The following is an 18,822-nucleotide window of genomic DNA, read 5'->3' as shown; positions in this document are numbered from 1 at the left end:
GTGGGTCATGATGGACTCGAACCATCGACCAATGGATTAAAAGTCCACTGCTCTTCCAACTGAGCTAATGACCCGCTCAAAATCGAATTCGCAAGCTTATAAGTGGTGGGTCATGATGGACTCGAACCATCGACCAATGGATTAAAAGTCCACTGCTCTACCAACTGAGCTAATGACCCGCTCAAGCATTAAAAGTGCCATTGATTCATCCTGAAGAGGTGTTCCGGCTCGTCGTCCTGACTCGCGTTCAAAAAGCTGCGAAGCGTTGCTTCGGTCTTTTTTCACCCAGCTGAGCTAATGACCCGCTCAAAATCGAATTCGCAAGCTTATAAGTGGTGGGTCATGATGGACTCGAACCATCGACCAATGGATTAAAAGTCCACTGCTCTACCAACTGAGCTAATGACCCGCTCAAAATCGAATTCATATGCTTGTAAGTGGTGGGTCATGATGGACTCGAACCATCGACCAATGGATTAAAAGTCCACTGCTCTACCAACTGAGCTAATGACCCGCTCAAAATCGAATTCGTAAGCTTGTAAATGGTGGGTCATGATGGACTCGAACCATCGACCAATGGATTAAAAGTCCACTGCTCTACCAACTGAGCTAATGACCCGCTCAAAATCGAATTCGCAAGCTTATAAAGTGGTGGGTCATGATGGACTCGAACCATCGACCAATGGATTAAAAGTCCACTGCTCTACCAACTGAGCTAATGACCCGCTCAAATATGAATTCTAAAGCTTGTAAAGTGGTGGGTCATGATGGACTCGAACCATCGACCAATGGATTAAAAGTCCACTGCTCTACCAACTGAGCTAATGACCCACTTAACGCAGCAGTTTTTTGTTACCAATCGCCTGCTGCGGGCGCTTATAATACTTATTTAAATTTTGAGTGCAACTGAAATAGCTAGTTTTTTTCACTTTTTATGACTAAGCGCCTAATTTTAAGGCACTCAGCTCAAAAAGTGATAATTACATCTTCGCTAAACGCTCTGTTGCCAATTTTGCAGGAGTCGTACTTGGATACTCTTTAATCAATTTATTAAGGAGTGTCTTCGCTTCAGCAGCTTGTCCCTGTTTATGTAAAATAGTACCCAGCTTTAACATCGCTTCTGGACGTTTATTCGATTCAGGGAAATTATCAACAACGGTTGCAAAATGAGACTTAGCTTTACCATCGTCAGATTTTATTAAGAATAGCTGACCTAACCAGTAATGCGCGTTCGGCACATATACTGAGTTTGGATACTGCTGCAAGAAACTTTGAAACTCAGGGATCGCCGCGTCGTAGCGCTTATCCTTCATTATCATGTTTACAGTACGGTCGTACGCTTCATTCTCAGACAGATTACTGCTGAATGCTTGCTCTGGCGTAACATCAGGCGTTACCGCAGCTGCAGTGGATTGTGACTGGTCATAAGCTTGGCTAACGCGATTTTCAATCTCTTGATATAACTCACGTTGACGTTGTAGCACTTTTTCAAGCTTATAGCTCTGCTCTTCTGTCACACCGCGCACTTGGCTTACTTCTTCTTGCAAAAGATTAAGCTGTTGCTGTAACTCAGCCTGTAGCAAATTGCGGGTTCTCATCATACTCTCAAGTTGAGAGACACGTTCTTCTAGTGTTTGATTTGAATTTGCAGCTTCTGAAACAGGAGCGGGAGCAGCCCAAACTTGGGCGCTCCCGCTCATGAGTAAGAATGCTGCCAAAATAGTATTCGGCTTCATAATAACTCTTTCTTAGTACACTAATACCGCGCGACGGTTCTTAGCGAACGCTTCTTCTGTACGTGACTTAATCATTGGTTTTTCTTCACCATAGCTCACTACAGAGATTTGGCTGTCAGAAACACCAAGGCTTTGAAGGTATTTAGCCACTGATTTACCACGGCTCTCACCTAGTGCGATGTTGTACTCTGGCGTACCACGCTCATCAGCGTGACCTTCAACAAGTACTTTCACGCTTGGGTTTTTCACTAGGAAATCAGCGTGCGCTTGAAGTAGTTCAGCATATTTGCTCTGAATAGTAGATTTATCAAAATCGAAGTAAACGATCTGTTCTTGACGTAGGGCTTCATATTTCTCACGTAGTTTTTCTTCAGCAGATTTCTCGCGAGACATAGTGTTTACATCAACAGTGTTGTCTTGTGTGGTTGCCGCTTGGTTGCTTTCGCTAGCCGCGCCCTCATCAACACTTGAAGATGAGCTACATGCTGCAAGTGTCATCACTGGCAACGCGACCATTAAGGCTTTTAGAGTTTTGTTAAGTTGCATCGAGTATATTCCTATATCTTTATAAATCTAACCAGCAAAATTACTGTAAAAACGGCGACCAGGCTGGTGCCTTAACTTGACCGTCCAAGACAGGTAACCTTGCCTTGAAACGACCATCCATAGACACCAATGCCAATACCTGCTTATTATTGTGCAAGGTGCTGTATATTATCATCGAACCATTTGGTGCAATACTCGGAGACTCATCTAGTCTCGTACGAGTTAGCACTTGAAACAGCCCGGAATCTAATTCTTTTTTCGCAATGTGGTAACGGCCCAGCGTACGGTTAACCATAATCAGACGTTTACCATCTGGCGTGATCGAACCTGCTAAGTTCATGTCGCCGTCGAACGTAACTCGCTTAGACCTACCAGTTTTTAAATTTAACTTATAAATCTGAGCATTACCACCCCTTTCAGATGTATACACAATTTCTTGACCGTTTGGATGCCAAGAAGGCTCAGTATCTATACTACGATGACGAGTTAAGCGTGTTTCTTGACGAGTTTTCAGGTCAATTAGATATACTTCTGTCGCTCCACCTGCATCCTTAGAGAGTACAGCTAGTAATTTAGTTCCATCAGGAGAAAACTGTGGTGCGCCATTAATACCTGGGTGACTCGTGACAAGTTCGCGTTTTCCAGTGTAAATATCTTGAATGTAGATTTGCGATTGGCGATTTTCAAAAGTCACGTACGCAAGTTTGTTTGCATCTGGCGACCATGCAGGAGACATTAACGGCTCTTTGGAGCGCAATAACACCTGCTCGTTGTAACCGTCATAATCGGCAACAACCAATTGGTATGGCTTATCTTGGCCGTCACGTACGATGACGTAGGCAATCTTAGTTCTAAATGCGCCTCTTTCACCCGTTAAGGCTTCATATACTACATCGCTGATTTGGTGCGCATAGTTTCTAAAGCCAGTACTGCTGACAATACTTTGGCGTCCTTCAAGCACATGGTCTTCGCTTTGCATTAAGCGACCATTTGACATTATGCGAGTTTCACCACCGGTCAGCTGTGCTCTGATCACGTCAATCAGTTCATACTTTACCAAGTAACGTCCAGCAGATTGCTGGGTCACGGTGCCTACAACTACCGCTTCAACCCCTGCATCGACCCATGCAGCGTAGTCGATTTCCGAGTCAGTGGTTGGTAATTGAGGCATATCAGCCTCAGCAACAGGCTTAAATTTACCGCTGCGCATCAAGTCTGCAGAAATAACGTCACTTAAACTCGACGGCATTTCACCAGTGCCATTATATTTAAATGGTACAATTGCGATGGGTCTGGCACTGTCTACCCCTTCTGTTATCACAATTTCAAGTGCGGCTTGCGCAAACTGTGATACACCCAGAGTAAAAACCAGCAATAAGGTTGTGAACTTCTTTAGCATGTTCGTCCTTTAAAAATTTGGTTTAATTGTTAAATTGATATTCTTAAGCTGCTCAAACACGTCTTTATCTTTAGAAACAGGTAAAGTATCGGCCATTTTCACAGCACGTATAGCAGCTTCACAAACTAGCTTGTCGCCGCCCAATGACTCTACATGCGTCACAAGGCCGTTAAAGGCTAGACGAATGTTTACTCGGCATTGTTTACCTTTCATTGTTTCATCAATAAGCAAGTTGGCTTGAATGCGTTGCATGATAAGTGCTTTAAACTTATCCACTTCACTCAATACTTGCTGTTGACGGATCTTCGCTCTTGCTGCCTGCTCTTTCGCAAGCTGGTCACGCAGCATTTGTTCTTCAAGTGCCTTTTGACGTTCACGCTCTGCTTCTTCCGCTTTTCGTTTTTCCTCAGCCTCGCGACGTTTCCTCGCCTCTTCGGCCTTTCTTAAGCGATCTTCCTCAGCTTGGCGCTGGGCTGCAGCCTTTTTAGCAGCTTCTTCCGCAGCGGCTTTTTCAGCTCTCGCTTTATCAGCCTGCTCACGTTGCTTTTTCTCAATTTCGCGAGCGCGTTTGGCTTGCGCCTCTGCTTGGCGAGTCTCTTCCAACTTAGCTTGACGCTCTTGCTCCAGCTTTTTAATGCGCCGCGCTTCGGCTTCACGGTCTTTTCTAGCTTGCTGCGCACGCTGTTCAAGATCGCGAATACGGCGATCTTCAGCAGCTTGCTTTTCTTCTTCACGCTTTTTTAAATCAGCAATCTTTTTCTCAACTGCTTGCTGATCAACCGACACCGCAGAAACCGCCCTTTCAGGCTTTTGATCTTTTTGCTGTGGATTTAAGGTGACTTCCATCACAGTAGGTGTATCAACTTGAAAATTTGCCGTAGCAAATAGCAGACCGCCAATTGCGCCATGAAGCAATACTGACTTAACTACGCTGCTAGATAATGAACTCATTACTCATCCTCAAATGATTTAGTCATTAGGCCAACAGAAGGAACACCCGCTTTTTTCAAGAAGTCCATTAAATAAAGTACTTCTTGATACGACACTCTGCCTGAACCTTTAATCATTACAGGGGTATCTGGATTTTGTTCTAACTTAAGTTTAATCACCGCAGCTACTTCTACTGCATCCATTGGTGCTTCAGGGTCCGTACCAACAGTCACAAAATAGCGACCTTCAGCATCAATGGTGGCAATAATCGGTGGCGAGTCTTTGGTTTCAACCAATTCAGACTCTTCCATCTGAGGTAAGTCTACTTTTACGCCGTGCTGGATAAGTGGAGCCGTTGCCATAAAAATGATTAACAGCACCAACATAACATCAATATAAGGAACGACGTTGATCTCCGCAACGGGACGACGTCTCTTACGCTGATACATTTTGTTTTGCCTCTACTTGTGTTGCAGCCTGACGATAAAGAATATTAGCGAACTCTTCCATAAAGTTAATGTACTGAGTTTCTAGCTTTTCTACATTTTTGGCAAATCGGTTATACGCCATAACCGCTGGAATTGCGGCAAACAGACCCATGGCTGTTGCTATCAACGCCTCAGCAATACCTGGTGCAACCATTTGCAGTGTCGCTTGTTTCACTTCGCCGAGCGCGATGAAAGCATTCATGATCCCCCAAACGGTACCAAATAGACCGATGTAAGGACTGATAGAGCCAACTGTTGCTAAAAAAGAAAGGCTTGATTCTAACTTTTCAATTTCACGAGAAAGCGCGACACGCATTGAACGGTGAGTACCCTCAACAACAATTGAAGGAGATTGGATATTGCCTTTTTTATGCTTTGCAAACTCTTTAAAGCCGGATACAAATAGCGCTTCTAGTCCTGACGCGCTACCAGTCCTTGCAGCTATTTCATTATAGAGTTTGCTAAGATCCATACCGGACCAAAATTTTTGCTCGAAATTCTTTGATTGGCTTTGGGCTTGAGAAATGACAGTTTTACGTTGAAAAATAATTGCCCAAGAAGCAATAGACAATCCCACCAGGGTCAACATAACAAGTTGCACCAAAAAGCTGGCTTTTAAAATTAGATCGACAAAATTTAGTCCCGATTCCACGTTATTATACTCCCAAAAGTGTTTCGGCAATGGTAGCCATTTATATTCTTGCGCTCTACCGAGCAATATCTAGAGATAGACTAGATTTACTACCAAAAGGTTCAGCTAGTTTAACCACACTATAAATACCTTACAATCTCAATACTGCGAATTCATTGTATTTGACGATAAATAGAGCTAAACAGTGTAACTCCCTTTGCTTTACCCAAACTTAAGCAAATTCGACAATCTCCATCACAGTCTCTAAATATGACCCAAAACTGCATAAAATAGGAGTTTTATGCACAAATAGAGAATAAAACTTCAAAAAACAGATTGGTCTTACCAATTAACAACAGATTATCTAATATTTACATTTTGCGCATTTAACATACAAAACCATATTTTACATAAACTTACATAAATACATCACCACATTTAAGCTCACTTTTTAACCTCAATAAAAATTTTGATATTAGTTTTTTTTATCTGAAAAAAGAATTTTTCTAGTTTGATGAAACACCAAAACCTCTTTAATATACACCCTGTACTGAGCGAGCAGCTGAAGTTTCAGCAAAGCACAGTTACTTGCAATAGGATTCTGATTTTTCGTATTGCTTAGATGACGCATTTTGTGGATAAAACCCAAAGTAACTCATCTTGTTCCCTGGATTACTTCCTTCAACTTGTTGTTTTGCCCGCATTATTTGCGGGCTTTTTTTTGCCTGAAATTTAGTGCGAGCTCCTTATTACGCTCCACATTTTCTTTAACACTCGGTCATTTTCCGGTTTTTATTTAGCGCTTGGTTTAAAGGACGAGACAATCTACAAATAGTTTAAGCAACGTATAGCCCACACAGGTCGAGATAAATTTACCTGAGGTTTAGATAAGAAAGGTTCTCACTCCTTGTTGTTAAGGGGCAACTTAATTTACCTCCTTGTCTAGCCAGAAAGTTTTAGGGGGAAACTAGGCGAATTTACGCACCAATAGCTGGCTATTGGAAGTGAATTCAACGCAGTTAGCGCTAAAACTGGCTGCTAGAAAAGCATTAATTATCCGAAGCTCAGGTAAATTACTTCAGCAGTGATGGATCTTGCCTGAATTTAGCTGACACAAAATAATGGATTTGTGCAAACGCGATTAGCAATAAGTGAGTGTAGAAATGAAATAGCCGAGTGAATACTCGGCTATTATGAAGAATAAAGGTGTTTATTACCCAACTTAGATCATTCTGGCTTGCTTAGCTCAAAATGCATATAGGCTTTGTCAGAGACAATACGTCCTCTTGGCGTGCGTTGAATAAAGCCTTGTTGGATCAAAAATGGTTCTATCACATCTTCGATGGTTTCTTTTTCTTCTCCAATTGCCGCAGCAAGGTTATCCAGACCAACCGGGCCACCAGTAAACTTTTCTATGATTGCTAGCAGATATTTGCGGTCCATATAATCGAAGCCACATTTATCAACATCGACCATATCCAGCGCTAAGTGCGCAATCTCTTCAGTGATAGAGCCATCGCCCTTCACTTCAGCAAAGTCTCTTACCCTGCGTAGTAAACGATTTGCTATTCGTGGTGTACCGCGCGCTCGACGCGCCACTTCAGTTGCGCCCGACTCGCTGATCTCTAGGTTTAAATGATACGCTGAGCGAGTCACAATCGAAGACAAGTCCGCAACCGAGTAAAACTCCAAACGCTGCACAATCCCAAAACGGTCTCTTAAAGGTGAGGTTAATGAGCCAGCACGTGTCGTTGCGCCAACCAAAGTAAAAGGTGGTAAATCCAGTTTAATCGAGCGTGCAGCTGGGCCTTCACCAATCATGATGTCTAATTGGTAGTCTTCCATAGCAGGATAGAGAATTTCTTCCACCTGAGGGCTTAAACGATGGATCTCATCAATAAATAACACATCCCCTTCTTCAAGGTTAGTGAGTAATGCGGCTAAATCCCCTGCTTTTTCAAGCACAGGTCCTGAGGTAGTTTTAATATTAACCTCAAGCTCGTTTGCGACAATGTTTGCAAGCGTGGTTTTACCTAAACCTGGCGGACCAAATATCAGCAAGTGATCTAAGGCTTCCTGCCTTGAACGTGCCGCCGCAATAAAAATTTCCATTTGCTTTTTGACATGTGGCTGACCAGTATAATCATTTAGTAATTTAGGTCTAATCGCCCTATCAACTAAATCTTCATTACCTTGGATCTCAGGTTCAATTAATCTATCTGCTTCAATCATAGTTACATCATCGATTTCAGAGCGTCTTTAATGATACTCTCGGTCGTCATGCCTTCTCTGTTTACGGCTTTTACCGCTTTTTGTGCTTGAACTTGTTTATACCCTAATGCCATTAAGGCTGCAATTGCTTCATCTGCAGGGGTATCACTTACCGTCGGATGCTCTTGCGGCGCAAGTACAGCAGCATCGCTAAACGGTGTGAGTAAGTCATTGCCAAAGTCTTTTAGCTTATCTTTCATTTCAAGCACTAGGCGCTCAGCGGTCTTTTTACCAACTCCTGGGATCTTAACCAAAGTCGTTGCATCGCCATGATTCACGCAGCTAACAAATTGCTCTGCAGACATGCCAGACAAAATTGCAAGTCCGAGCTTTGGACCGACTCCGTTCGCTTTAATTAACGTTCTAAACAATGCACGTGCGATCTTGGTATTAAAACCAAACAATAACTGCGCATCTTCACGTACTACAAAGTGAGTAAATACTGAAACCGGCTCGCCCGCGCTCGGTAATTCATAAAAACAAGTCATAGGCATTTGCACTTCATAACCTACACCTGCAACATCAATTAATATCTCTGGAGGCTGCTTTTCTAACAGTGTTCCGCTTAATTTTCCTATCATGGTTATCTCAACCTTCCTCTTACGGTTTTACGCGCTGCGCCTGCCATTTTTATTAAGTTTTGCCTTGAGTGCGCGTGACAAATCGCCACCGCCAACGCATCTGCAGCATCAGCTTGGGGTGTGCCAGGCAGCTTTAATATGCGCTTTACCATTTCCTGTACTTGGGCTTTGTCTGCACCACCGGTACCCGCAACGGCTTGTTTAACTTGCCTTGCCGAATATTCACTCACAACCACTGACTGCATGGTCGCGGCAACTATAGCCGCACCTCGCGCTTGACCAAGTTTTAAGGCTGAACTTGGATTATGCGCAACGAACACTTGCTCAATCGCAAAGTCGCTCGGCGAAAACTGCTCTATGAGCTGTGTGATCCCTTGATAGATCATTTTTAATCGAGTGGGAAAGTCATGTTCACCAACTTTAATGCAACCGCTCCCCAAATATTGGAACTTTGCACCTTGATGAGCAATCACACCATAGCCTGTAAATCTTGACCCCGGATCAATTCCTAAAATGACAGCCAAACGCATCGTCTCTTGGTTTTTTGGTTATAATGCCAAAATACTGTATAGATTACCAGTTATAAGCTAGTTCACTGATCAAAAAAGGCGACCTAAGTCGCCTCTTTTATATTCGGTTGACGAACTTACTCGCCTTCACCTTGCTCTGCTAACTGCTTTTCTATTGAGATAGCAAGCTCTTTTAGCGCATCTGGGTTTGCAGGGCTTGGCGCATCCGTCATCAAGCACGACGCTTGCGTTGTTTTCGGGAACGCAATAACGTCACGGATGTTGTCAGTGCCACACAGTAGCATCACCAAACGGTCAAGGCCGAATGCCAAACCTGCGTGCGGAGGCGTGCCATACTTCAGAGCATCAAGTAAGAAACCAAACTTCTCTTGCTGTTCAGACTCTTCAATACCTAGGATCCTGAACGCCGCTTGTTGCATTTCGTTGTTGTGAATACGAACCGAACCGCCACCGACTTCGTAGCCGTTAAGTACCATATCGTATGCGTCAGAAAGTGTACCTGCTGGATTTGCTTCAAGGTCTGCAGCACTTACACCCTTAGGCGCAGTAAACGGGTGGTGTACCGCGTGTAAGTTACCTTCGTCGTCTTCTTCGAACATCGGGAAGTCAACAACCCAAAGTGGTGCCCACTTAGTTAGATCAGTGATTTCTAAATCGAGACCAATCTTCAGACGTAGCGCGCCCATGGCTTCGTTTACAGTATTACGCTTGTCTGCGCCGAATAGAATAATGTCACCTGTGTTTGCGCCTGTGCGCTCAAGCAGTGCATTGATCACTTCTTCATTCAAGAACTTAGCGATTGGCGACTGTACGCCTTCGATACCCGCATCACGGTCATTCACTTTCATCCAGGCAAGGCCTTTCGCACCGTAAATACCTACAAACTTAGTGTATTCATCGATTTGCTTACGTGAAAGTTGTGCGCCACCAGGTACTGACAGTACTGCAACACGACCTTTTTCGTCGTTCGCAGGGCCGCTTAGTACTTTAAATTCAACATCTTTTACGATGTCTGCAACGTCGATAAGCTCAAGCGGGTTACGTAGGTCTGGTTTATCTGAACCATATTTGCTCATCGCTTCGCTGTATGGCATCACAGGGAACTCACCCAAATCAACGTCTAGGAAAGACTGCCACATTTCACGGATCATTTTTTCTGTCACGCCACGAACTTGATCTGAGCTCATAAATGACGTTTCGATATCTATCTGAGTGAACTCAGGCTGGCGATCTGCACGTAAGTCTTCATCACGGAAACATTTTACGATTTGATAGTAGCGGTCAAAGCCAGACATCATTAGCAGCTGCTTAAATAGCTGCGGCGACTGCGGTAGCGCATAGAAACTGCCTTTGTGAACACGACTTGGTACTAGATAGTCGCGTGCACCTTCAGGTGTTGCTTTAGTTAGTACTGGCGTTTCAATGTCTAAGAATGCATTTTCATCCAAGAAACGACGCACAAAGCTACTCGCTTTAGCACGCATCTTAATGCGATCGCTCATTTCTAGACGACGTAGGTCTAAATAACGATATTTAAGACGACGCTCTTCAGAGTTTTGCTGATTGAAGTCAAGCGGTAATGGTTCTGAACGGTTGATAATGGTTAAGCCAGTACCTAAAATCTCAACTTCACCCGTTGCCATGTCTTTGTTAACTTGGCTTTCAGGACGCGCACGGACAACACCTTTGATCTGAACACAGAACTCTTGGCGCAACGTATTCGCTTTATCCATTAAGCCTTCCACTTCAGGATCGAATACCACTTGCACAAGCCCTTCTCTATCTCTTAAATCGACAAAGATTAGGCCGCCAAGGTCACGACGTTTATTGATCCAACCACATAGTTCAACTTCCTGATCTACATGGCTCTTATTTAGTTTTCCGCAGTATATAGAGCGCATAAAATTCCTGTCAGTCCAGTTTGCTCTTACGACTAATCACTTCTCACCACACAATATGAATTCACAGTATTGGTAAGCCAGTCGCTAAGACTCATTTTCAATAACCGCCAATTATATAAAAATACGCTGCATTGTCATCCTCAATCTAAGGATCTGATACACTATTCACACATTTAATCGTTGTTTTAATCACTATGTTGTATCTGGGTTGCCCACAATGGAGTAGCGCACACTGGAAAGGTCGAGTATTTTCCAGCCATTGTAGTGCCACAAATATGCTCAAAGAGTATGGCCAAATTTTTAATAGCGTTGAAGGCAATACGACTTTTTATGCCGATCCAAATCCGCAGACCGTATTGAAATGGCTAGAACAAGTGCCCGATGACTTTCGCTTTACGTTTAAAATTCCTAAGCGTTTTAGTCATGAAATGGCACTTAGCCACTGCCAAGATGAATTATTGGCTTGGTGTAAAAACATGGCGCCGCTGTTTCCAAAATTAGGCGTATTAATGCTGCAATTACCTGCGCAGTTTGCGCCTGAACATATAAATAAAATGCGACAATTTCTATCTTGGTTGCCCAAAGCGCTCACTGTTGGTGTTGAAGTACGGCATTGGGATTTTTATCGCAAAGGCGATGCTGAGCGCAGATACAACCAATATTTAATCGAAAATAACTACAACCGCATCGTGATGGATACTCGCGCACTCTTCAGCGAGCCTGCCAGTACCCCTGCGATAGTAGATGCACAGCAAAAGAAGCCGCGATTACCTGTGCATGCAATTGCCACTGGAGATAGCCCTATTCTGCGATTTGTTGGTTGCTCTCAGCTTGAGTCTAATAGAGACTTTTATCAGCCTTGGTTAACTAAACTCAATCAATGGCTCAGCGAAGGTAAATCACCTTATGTGTTTTTCCATACCGCAGACAATTTTGATGCGCCATTTTTAGCAAGACAATTTATCGCTGATTTAGAGATACATCATCAAGTAAGCAATCCATTCCCCGCTGAAAAAGAAGCAAAGCAAGAGGCGCTGTTTTAATGTCCCATCCCTATTTTTTAAACTACTCAGAGCAAGTCCAGACTCAAGTCACTCAATTAATAGAGAGCAAGCGACTCAGTGCTTTTTTCAAAAGCCGCTATCCTGAACCGCATCAAATCAAAAGCGATAAGCTACTTTACGAATATGTGGAAGGATTAAGACAGCAGTACTTAAAAAATACCCCACGGGTATCGCAGGCCAAGTTTAAGAAGCGCAACAATATGGTATTGAATGCGTTAGGAACCCATACGTTCAAAACCACACGACACGGGCAAAAACAAAAAACGTCGCACCAAATACACATCGCAGCACAGTTAAAACACGCTCCCGAGGCGGTGCTACGAGCATTGGTTGTACACGAGCTAGCGCACTTTAAAGAGAAAGACCATAACAAGGCGTTTTACAAGCTTTGTCAGCATATGGAACCCCACTATCATCAACTTGAGCTAGAGTTACGGCTCTTTATGCTGATGTGTGAAACGGAAGGCAACACCAATTACCCTTAACTGAAGGGTAATTGGTGTTTTGAGAAATTAGCGTTTACAGCTTGGTGCAAAACCACCCGTACGCGCTTTGTTAGCGGTTGCTTGGGCAGTTGTCATGTTTGCTTGTAATTGCTTAATTCGATTTTCAGGCGCAGGGTGCGTCGACATAAATTCTGGTGGACGCTGTTCGCTCATTTTCGCCATATTTTGCCAAAGCGCAACCGAGCCTTCAGGATTAAAGCCAGCCTTAGCCATTAGGTCTAAGCCGATAACATCCGCTTCGCTTTCATGAGAACGGCTAAATGGCAGCGCGACACCATACTGCGCGCCAAGACCTAATCCCTGCATAATGGCATTGCGATATTCGATATTATTCATTTCAAGCACCGCCGCACCTGCTTGCAGGCCAAACTGCAACACACTGTTTTGCGATACGCGCTCATTAGCGTGTTCAGCGATAACGTGCCCTACTTCATGGCCCATCACCGCAGCAAGTTGATCTTGGTTTTCTGCAACTTTGAGAATCCCCGTATGAACTCCGATTTTACCGCCGGGTAGCGCAAATGCATTGGCAGAATCATCTTCAAATACCACAACTTCCCACTGCTGGTTTGCGTAGTTTGCAGGGAGTTGTGCTATTAAGGCATTTGCAATACACTTAACATAGCGATTGGTTTTAGCATCAGTATCGACTTTTTGCTCTTGCTTCATTTGTTCAAAGCTTGCAACACCCATTTGGTCCATTTGCTGCTCGGAATAGAGTGCTAACTGAGTGCGTCCGGTAGGCGATGTTTTGCAGCCAGCAAGCGTTGCAGCCACAGCTATCGCGAGAACCAGTTTTTTCATAACTTGTTCCTTTTCTTATTTTATAACTTAAGTTTCTCTAAGTTTACCGCAATTTCGTCACTTAACGAGACTAACTTAGTACAATATAAAAAATTTTTCATGAACTTCTGCTGATCAGGACGCCGTCTTTTCGTTGCTCAATTCTAGTGCACCGAGTTCCATTTCCATATAAAGCGTCTCTGATTGGTGTATTTATTCTGCTTAACATTAACAAGGTAACAATACCAACATATGAAGTCATCAACACTCCCAGCAATACTCTTGCCATTACTGGCTAGTATTGTCGCGATAACGCCTTTGGCTATCGACTTGTATCTCCCCGCGATGCTCGCGATTGCAGACAGCTTGAATAGCCCGCTTGAGCAAGTACAGGTTTCTCTTAGTAGCTATTTAGCAGGTTATGCTGTCGGCATGATGGTGTTTGGCCCCCTTGCAGATAGATTCTCAAGACAGACGTTAGCTATTTGGGGCTTGGTCGGCTTTACCGCCTCATCAATTGGGCTTGCGCTAACGAATGACATCGATATGTTTTGCTTCTTACGGGTCGTTCAAGCATTTTGTGGTGCCGCAGCAACAGTCGTTGTACCAGGCGTGATCCGCTATTATTACAAAGAACACACAGCCAAAGGGATGTCTTATGTTTCGATGATCATGATGATCGCGCCACTAATTGCTCCCTCACTTGGTGCGTTGATCTTGTTGTACTTTGATTGGCACGCCATTTTTTGGTTTTTAGCGGTTTATGCAATACTCGTTATCATCGCATTACAGTTTTTCTGTATTGCAATTCCGACCAAAGCCGATGTACCGCTTAGCTTATCGTTTTTCTTAAAAAGCTATCGTATTGTGTTAACACAAAAGAAGGCCCGCTACGATATTCTTTCTTCGATGCTGGCATCATTCGCATTCTTTTGTTTTTTAACCTCAGTTTCATTTATTTATCTTGAGTATTATGGCGTGTCGGAGCAGCTGTTTGGAGTGTTATTCGCCATGAATGTGATTGCATTGATGCTCGGTAACTTTGCCAACACGCGTTTAGTGCCAAGGCTTGGTTCTAGGAGAATGCTCAATATCGGTCTCGCGATTGGTGTCGTCTGCTCCACGATCTTAGTCATACTCAGTAGCCAATCAGTCTCGGTTTGGGTGCTAGCTTCTGCTATTGCACCTTTGATGATGAGTTTGGGGATCATTGCCAGCAACGCTGATGCACTGATATTACTGAGTTTTGAACATCAAACCGGTACCGCAACCGCGGTGATAGGCACGCTACGATTTGGTAGTGGCGCTTTGGTCGGCCCTTTACTTGCACTCGCGGTTCCTGAGTCACCTTTGCCATTCTCAAGCTTTATGTTCGCTGCCATTGTGCTGACTATCGTCTGCCAATTGTTAAACAGGCGTTTTGAGAAAAGTGTCAACGCTACAGAAATCAAAGAATAATACACAAAAAGCCCCGACTTGCGGGGCTTTTCTCTAAAATCGTTATTAGATCATCTTAATTTAGTTCTTTATCTTTCCAGAACTTAGTGCCTTTTACTGTTGCTTGCAGTGCCAAGCCACTTTCAGTAAAGGTGTAAACTGTAACATCGCCATAATAGGCTTCGCCTTCTACCGATGCACCTTTTTTAGCCGCTTTCGCTGCTGCATCTGCATTTCCGCCAAACGTCCAGCCTGAAGTAACAAACTTATTCATTGCTTCAGGAGTATGGAATACCATCACAATACGATAATCTTTTACACCTAGACCAAGGCCTACACCGCCTTCAGCCATATTCATATAAGTGTTACTTCCTACCGTATTATCGTGTACGACACCGTAACCTGTTCCAGCTGCAACAAATAGCAGATTAATATTGGCATTAGAAAAAACAGCATAGCCCGGCGCTGCCGCAATTTGCGAACGCGTATCTGGCTTTTTGCTGTAAAGCTGAGTAAGTACATCGTTTTTCATATCTAGGATGGCACGTTGCTTTTCAACCTTGTCACCATCGCCCATTGAAGCACATGCACTAAGCATGACGGCCAAAAAGCCAGCCATTAAATGTTTAACGTTTACCATAGGTTTTTCCTTTCCTGCATTAATTGAAAATAACACTACCTATCATAGACGCTTAGTTTGAATGCTGGATTAATTTAGAGGTATGTTTCGAGTCTTGCCAAACCAGCGGAAAAGTTACGCTTACCCGTTCCTAAACGGAAGTGGCACTCGCTCTCCAATAGAAATAACTTTGCGGGTAACAATAGCGTGTTCGAGGTCTCTGCAAATTGACGTGACCACTTTTCAGAGTCCCTTACTGAATTAATCTTCAGTAATGACAACACACCTCCACGAGGCTCAACCCAAGTCACTTTTTGCGAGTATAAACTGACAAATTCACGCATCAATTGGACGTTATTTGCGATGATTTTCGCATTATACGCTAAGATAGTTTCACTATGCAGTAGTGCGGTTGTTGCCAATAAGTCATCCACTTTACTGCCACAAATGCTTAAGTAGCTTTTACCGGCCAACAGCGCATCTGCTAGTGCTTTCGAACCGCAAATTGCCCACCCTACTCGGATGCCAGGTAAGCCCATACTTTTGGATAATACGCCTAACGTAATCGACCGTGGATAAGCCGAAAATCGCCCACTTACTGCGCGGTCATCGCCATGGCTCTGTGCTGATACTTCATCACTTAAAATGTAAGCACCACACTGCTCTGCTAGCTGCTGTATTTGTCCAACTTCTTTGTCAGTCAAGCCTGTGCCCGTTGGATTATGAGGGGCATTGACGATAATGAGTTTGGTTTTTGTCGTCACTGCGTTTTTGAGTCTTTCTATATCAACCTGCCAGTTGTCCTCTTCTCGCAATGGCACCATGTTGACGATAGCGCCAAACTGTTTGGGGAGTTTTGCAAGCGATGGGTAACTTGGTGTGCAGACCACCACCTCATCTTGTGGGTCTAGTAATTGCGCCATCGTAGTGAAAATAGCTTCTTGAGCACCGCTAAACGTCACAATTTGATTAAGATCCACACATGCAGTCGTCGGCAGATGATAAGCTTTAATCGCCGCTTTTAGCCTTTCACTGCCCGCAATCGGGTTGTAACCCAGTTCAATATCTGGCATTTTGCCGCCACCAAGCTCAATAAGTTCACCAAGCGTGATGCCTTGAGCACAGGAATCACTCAAGTTGATATCGATGGGAGCAGCCAAGCTTTGACTAAACTTAATGTGATCGGGTAATACTAATTCCATTCTTTAACCTAAAATAATCATGCCAGCACTTTGGCTGGCATGGGTATCAACGACTATTTAAGACGCCATAGCGTAAGTTGGCATCGCTCTAGTTCAACTTTACGTGCGTTTTTGCTTGTGGCGGACATTACTTCATCTTCAGCCAACAGTTCAAAATCTCGTCCGAGTAAAATTTCTAAACCATCACGGCCTGTGACATTCTCACCACTGACCTTATAACCGCCCAACCAGTTTTGCGCTTGGGTGAGCGTTTTGTCCCACTGATAGGCTGAGCTTATCGCAAGGATCCCGCCGGCATTCAAGCGCGATTTAATTTGGTTTAAAAAGGTTTTTGGTGAATATAAGTATTCCACAACACGGTGACATAAGATTAAGTCATACTCGGCGAATTGTGGTTTAAGGTTATGCCCATCCCCTTGGCAAAAATGAATACGCTCACTTAGTTCATTAAATCCCAATTGCAAAGTAGACACTTCGTGGAAGTCCACAATTTCACCTTCAATCTCGGTAGCAAAGCGTACCGGCGTACCTTCTTTCAAGGCCAACGCGTGTTGAATATTGCGCGCAGTAAAATCAATGCCATCTACTTGAGCAAAGTGTTTCGCTAATTCAAAACTTGCACGACCGACCGAGCAACCTAAGTCCAGCGCTTTATTTGTATTACCTTGATAATGCACCATTAGCTGTGAAACAACACTTTGTAATGGGTTGCCAAAATGCATAACAGGCTTACCGTAGTGGCTATGTAGCGCATTGGCGACGTCCGCATCCATTTCGCACAAGTTGACCTTTTGCACTGGCACTTGTGGGCTCTCACTTTCGATGTATCTAAATCCGGCATGTTGGAAGAAGTGGCGTCTAAAGGCATAACGAGAATCTCGCACGGCTTCGTTACCTGTAGAAATCCAAGAACCACCTTTTATCAGATTATGTTTACCGTCAAAAGTGGGTGTCGAGAAATCATCGTATAATGGATGCACTTTAAAGCCGCTATATGCGTCAATCGGACTTTCCGTCCATTGCCAAACATTGCCGATGATGTCGAATAAGCCTTCAGTTTCAAAACGGTTAACCGGACAGCTGGAAGCACATACCTCAAGGTTAATGTTTCCCGGCGCTTCACTCCATGTTGGCAGATCAACATCGAGCTTATCGCGTAGTACTTGCCACTCTGCTTCTGTTGGTAAGCGTACATAGTGCTCACTTTGCTCAGACTTCCAATTACAAAAAGCCTTCGCTTCAAGGTAATTAACCTCAACTGGCCAATTGAGTGGTAATGGGATTTCCTCGGCTAAGTTTCGCTGCCAAAAGCCTGTGTCTTTTTTTACCCAAAAGCGCGGCATGGTTGATTTAGTTGAAGCCAGCCAAGCTTGACCTTCAGCCGTCCAAAACTCAGGCTGATTGTAGCCACCAGCTTCGACAAAGGTTAAAAACTCTTGGTTTGAGACCACATATTTACTGGCCTTGAATGGCGCCACTTTGACGTCTTGTACACCATATTCGTTATCCCAACCGTAGGTTTGATTTGATTCAGGTTTGCCAAGCCGAACATCACAACCGCTTACTGGGATTAGGTTGTTGTCAGGTGCATCACCGTACTCATCACACGCTTCCCAACCAGGTTGTAAAGTCAAGTCAGCCAGCGGCAGCATCCGCATAATTACAGAAGAGGTTTCTAAATGGATACGTTCGTGTTCAATACCCATCAAGACAACCCATGCAAGGCTATCTTGAGTGATTGGTAGGGTAATATCCATCTCGTCGATTAACCCGTTAATAAGTGCATTCACTTGCTGGCGATAAGCACGCACTTCTGGCACTGTTGGCCAATCGTAATTATTGCTATCAAGGTCGTCCCAAGACATTTCATCTACGCCAACTGCACAGGTAGATTCAATGTGTGGATTAACACGTTGAGTGATATATTTCCCTAACATCAACTTATTAACGTAAAAACAAGCGGTATGACCGAAATAGAAAATGAGAGGATGCCGTAACCGCTCAGCCTTCACAAAATAGGCGTCGTCATTGTTGATATTGCTAAATAATGATTCGTACTGCTGCCAGCTATTGTTGAAGTATGCTTTGATCTCAGCGCGCTTTTTCTCTACATCGCCACCTGAAAGCCAGATTGGCTTTAATGTATTTGGTCTTTCCATACAATTATCTTCTTTAAACTTGCTACTTCGATACATACA

Annotated in this window: 17 protein-coding genes and 7 tRNA genes; 3 read left to right on the top strand and 21 right to left on the bottom strand. The window is 43.8% G+C overall.

The features are described 5' to 3' along the window. Position 1: 1 nt before the first annotated feature. The 17 genes from BB427_RS01135 to aspS all read right to left on the bottom strand — a co-directional run bounded on the left by BB427_RS01135 (position 2) and on the right by aspS (position 11,013). Positions 2 to 74, bottom strand: a tRNA-Lys gene (locus BB427_RS01135). Positions 75 to 103: 29 nt separating this feature from the next. Then, positions 104 to 179 (bottom strand) — tRNA-Lys (locus BB427_RS01130). A gap of 154 nt (positions 180 to 333) precedes the next feature. Next, positions 334 to 409 (bottom strand) — tRNA-Lys (locus tag BB427_RS01125). 29 nt (positions 410 to 438) lie between these two features. Further along, a tRNA-Lys gene (locus BB427_RS01120) sits at positions 439 to 514 on the bottom strand. 29 nt (positions 515 to 543) lie between these two features. After that, positions 544 to 619, bottom strand: a tRNA-Lys gene (locus BB427_RS01115). A gap of 30 nt (positions 620 to 649) precedes the next feature. Further along, positions 650 to 725: transfer RNA gene (locus tag BB427_RS01110), tRNA-Lys, on the bottom strand. 30 nt (positions 726 to 755) lie between these two features. Then, positions 756 to 831 (bottom strand) — tRNA-Lys (locus BB427_RS01105). 149 nt (positions 832 to 980) lie between these two features. Then, positions 981 to 1,736: a tol-pal system protein YbgF gene (ybgF, locus tag BB427_RS01100; protein ID WP_010377599.1), complete on the bottom strand. Its 756-nt coding sequence runs from the start codon at positions 1,734 to 1,736 to the stop codon at positions 981 to 983. Between the two features lie 12 nt (positions 1,737 to 1,748). Beyond that, the gene (gene pal / locus BB427_RS01095) at positions 1,749 to 2,282 is read right to left on the bottom strand and encodes a peptidoglycan-associated lipoprotein Pal (RefSeq protein WP_017215988.1); all 534 of its coding nucleotides are present in this window, start codon (positions 2,280 to 2,282) and stop codon (positions 1,749 to 1,751) included. A gap of 40 nt (positions 2,283 to 2,322) precedes the next feature. After that, entirely contained in the window at positions 2,323 to 3,681 is a 1,359-nt protein-coding gene (gene tolB, locus BB427_RS01090; protein WP_069018683.1) for a Tol-Pal system beta propeller repeat protein TolB, read from the bottom strand. Between the two features lie 9 nt (positions 3,682 to 3,690). Further along, the gene (gene tolA, locus BB427_RS01085) at positions 3,691 to 4,632 is read right to left on the bottom strand and encodes a cell envelope integrity protein TolA (RefSeq protein WP_045988356.1); all 942 of its coding nucleotides are present in this window, start codon (positions 4,630 to 4,632) and stop codon (positions 3,691 to 3,693) included. Further along, positions 4,632 to 5,060, bottom strand: coding sequence for a protein TolR (gene tolR, locus BB427_RS01080; RefSeq protein WP_010377593.1), 429 nt, complete (start codon positions 5,058 to 5,060; stop codon positions 4,632 to 4,634). The genes tolA and tolR overlap by 1 nt, the downstream gene beginning before the upstream one ends. Further along, a complete protein-coding gene (gene tolQ, locus BB427_RS01075) occupies positions 5,047 to 5,751 on the bottom strand; it encodes a protein TolQ (protein WP_010377591.1) in 705 nt (234 codons plus the stop codon). Before tolQ ends, tolR begins: the two co-directional genes overlap by 14 nt. A 1,206-nt stretch (positions 5,752 to 6,957) precedes the next feature. Next, positions 6,958 to 7,962: a Holliday junction branch migration DNA helicase RuvB gene (ruvB, locus tag BB427_RS01070; protein ID WP_010377587.1), complete on the bottom strand. Its 1,005-nt coding sequence runs from the start codon at positions 7,960 to 7,962 to the stop codon at positions 6,958 to 6,960. A 2-nt stretch (positions 7,963 to 7,964) separates the two neighbouring features. Continuing rightward, a complete protein-coding gene (ruvA, locus tag BB427_RS01065; protein ID WP_069018682.1) occupies positions 7,965 to 8,582 on the bottom strand; it encodes a Holliday junction branch migration protein RuvA in 618 nt (205 codons plus the stop codon). A gap of 2 nt (positions 8,583 to 8,584) precedes the next feature. After that, positions 8,585 to 9,106, bottom strand: coding sequence for a crossover junction endodeoxyribonuclease RuvC (gene ruvC / locus BB427_RS01060; RefSeq protein ID WP_010605128.1), 522 nt, complete (start codon positions 9,104 to 9,106; stop codon positions 8,585 to 8,587). Between the two features lie 122 nt (positions 9,107 to 9,228). Continuing rightward, positions 9,229 to 11,013 carry an aspartate--tRNA ligase gene (aspS, locus tag BB427_RS01055; protein WP_045989768.1) on the bottom strand — a complete coding sequence of 595 codons (1,785 nt, stop codon included), beginning with the start codon at positions 11,011 to 11,013 and terminating at the stop codon, positions 9,229 to 9,231. 275 nt (positions 11,014 to 11,288) lie between these two features. On the opposite strand from aspS, the gene BB427_RS01050 reads away from it, so the two are divergent. Together BB427_RS01050 and BB427_RS01045 are read left to right on the top strand one after the other, a co-directional pair. Then, a complete protein-coding gene (locus BB427_RS01050; protein ID WP_045989769.1) occupies positions 11,289 to 12,056 on the top strand; it encodes a DUF72 domain-containing protein in 768 nt (255 codons plus the stop codon). After that, positions 12,056 to 12,562: a M48 metallopeptidase family protein gene (locus BB427_RS01045; protein ID WP_069018681.1), complete on the top strand. Its 507-nt coding sequence runs from the start codon at positions 12,056 to 12,058 to the stop codon at positions 12,560 to 12,562. Before BB427_RS01050 ends, BB427_RS01045 begins: the two co-directional genes overlap by 1 nt. A 27-nt stretch (positions 12,563 to 12,589) precedes the next feature. Here BB427_RS01045 and BB427_RS01040 read toward each other — a convergent pair whose 3' ends face one another. Continuing rightward, entirely contained in the window at positions 12,590 to 13,387 is a 798-nt protein-coding gene (locus BB427_RS01040; protein ID WP_010377574.1) for a M48 family metallopeptidase, read from the bottom strand. Positions 13,388 to 13,618: 231 nt separating this feature from the next. On the opposite strand from BB427_RS01040, the gene BB427_RS01035 reads away from it, so the two are divergent. Beyond that, positions 13,619 to 14,824: a Bcr/CflA family multidrug efflux MFS transporter gene (locus BB427_RS01035; RefSeq protein ID WP_045964121.1), complete on the top strand. Its 1,206-nt coding sequence runs from the start codon at positions 13,619 to 13,621 to the stop codon at positions 14,822 to 14,824. A gap of 55 nt (positions 14,825 to 14,879) precedes the next feature. On the opposite strand, the gene BB427_RS01030 is transcribed toward BB427_RS01035, so the two are convergent. From BB427_RS01030 to ovoA, 3 genes are all read right to left on the bottom strand, one after another. Further along, entirely contained in the window at positions 14,880 to 15,443 is a 564-nt protein-coding gene (locus BB427_RS01030; protein ID WP_010605134.1) for a YSC84-related protein, read from the bottom strand. 74 nt (positions 15,444 to 15,517) lie between these two features. After that, positions 15,518 to 16,624, bottom strand: a complete 1,107-nt coding sequence (locus BB427_RS01025) for an aminotransferase class I/II-fold pyridoxal phosphate-dependent enzyme (protein ID WP_069018680.1) — start codon at positions 16,622 to 16,624, stop codon at positions 15,518 to 15,520. Positions 16,625 to 16,677: 53 nt separating this feature from the next. Beyond that, entirely contained in the window at positions 16,678 to 18,783 is a 2,106-nt protein-coding gene (gene ovoA / locus BB427_RS01020; protein ID WP_069018692.1) for a 5-histidylcysteine sulfoxide synthase, read from the bottom strand. Positions 18,784 to 18,822 lie beyond the last annotated feature (39 nt).

Origin of the sequence: Pseudoalteromonas sp. BMB (assembly GCF_001709235.1) — a bacterium.
Taxonomy (GTDB): Bacteria; Pseudomonadota; Gammaproteobacteria; order Enterobacterales; family Alteromonadaceae; genus Pseudoalteromonas; species Pseudoalteromonas maricaloris.
Note: the sequence above shows the minus strand (reverse complement) of the source record. Positions and strands in the feature narration are given on the sequence as shown.

Bases quoted from the DNA above. Each gene is read 5' to 3' on its own strand.
- BB427_RS01045 (WP_069018681.1), top strand. From the start codon at position 12,056: ATGTCCCATCCCTATTTTTTAAACTACTCAGAGCAAGTCCAGACTCAA.
- tolB (WP_069018683.1), bottom strand. From the start codon at position 3,681: ATGCTAAAGAAGTTCACAACCTTATTGCTGGTTTTTACTCTGGGTGTA.
- BB427_RS01030 (WP_010605134.1), bottom strand. From the start codon at position 15,443: ATGGTAAACGTTAAACATTTAATGGCTGGCTTTTTGGCCGTCATGCTT.
- ybgF (WP_010377599.1), bottom strand. From the start codon at position 1,736: ATGAAGCCGAATACTATTTTGGCAGCATTCTTACTCATGAGCGGGAGC.
- aspS (WP_045989768.1), bottom strand. From the start codon at position 11,013: ATGCGCTCTATATACTGCGGAAAACTAAATAAGAGCCATGTAGATCAG.
- tolR (WP_010377593.1), bottom strand. From the start codon at position 5,060: ATGTATCAGCGTAAGAGACGTCGTCCCGTTGCGGAGATCAACGTCGTT.
- tolA (WP_045988356.1), bottom strand. From the start codon at position 4,632: ATGAGTTCATTATCTAGCAGCGTAGTTAAGTCAGTATTGCTTCATGGC.
- pal (WP_017215988.1), bottom strand. From the start codon at position 2,282: ATGCAACTTAACAAAACTCTAAAAGCCTTAATGGTCGCGTTGCCAGTG.
- BB427_RS01035 (WP_045964121.1), top strand. From the start codon at position 13,619: ATGAAGTCATCAACACTCCCAGCAATACTCTTGCCATTACTGGCTAGT.
- ruvB (WP_010377587.1), bottom strand. From the start codon at position 7,962: ATGATTGAAGCAGATAGATTAATTGAACCTGAGATCCAAGGTAATGAA.
- ovoA (WP_069018692.1), bottom strand. From the start codon at position 18,783: ATGGAAAGACCAAATACATTAAAGCCAATCTGGCTTTCAGGTGGCGAT.
- ruvA (WP_069018682.1), bottom strand. From the start codon at position 8,582: ATGATAGGAAAATTAAGCGGAACACTGTTAGAAAAGCAGCCTCCAGAG.
- BB427_RS01050 (WP_045989769.1), top strand. From the start codon at position 11,289: ATGCTCAAAGAGTATGGCCAAATTTTTAATAGCGTTGAAGGCAATACG.
- BB427_RS01025 (WP_069018680.1), bottom strand. From the start codon at position 16,624: ATGGAATTAGTATTACCCGATCACATTAAGTTTAGTCAAAGCTTGGCT.
- BB427_RS01040 (WP_010377574.1), bottom strand. From the start codon at position 13,387: ATGAAAAAACTGGTTCTCGCGATAGCTGTGGCTGCAACGCTTGCTGGC.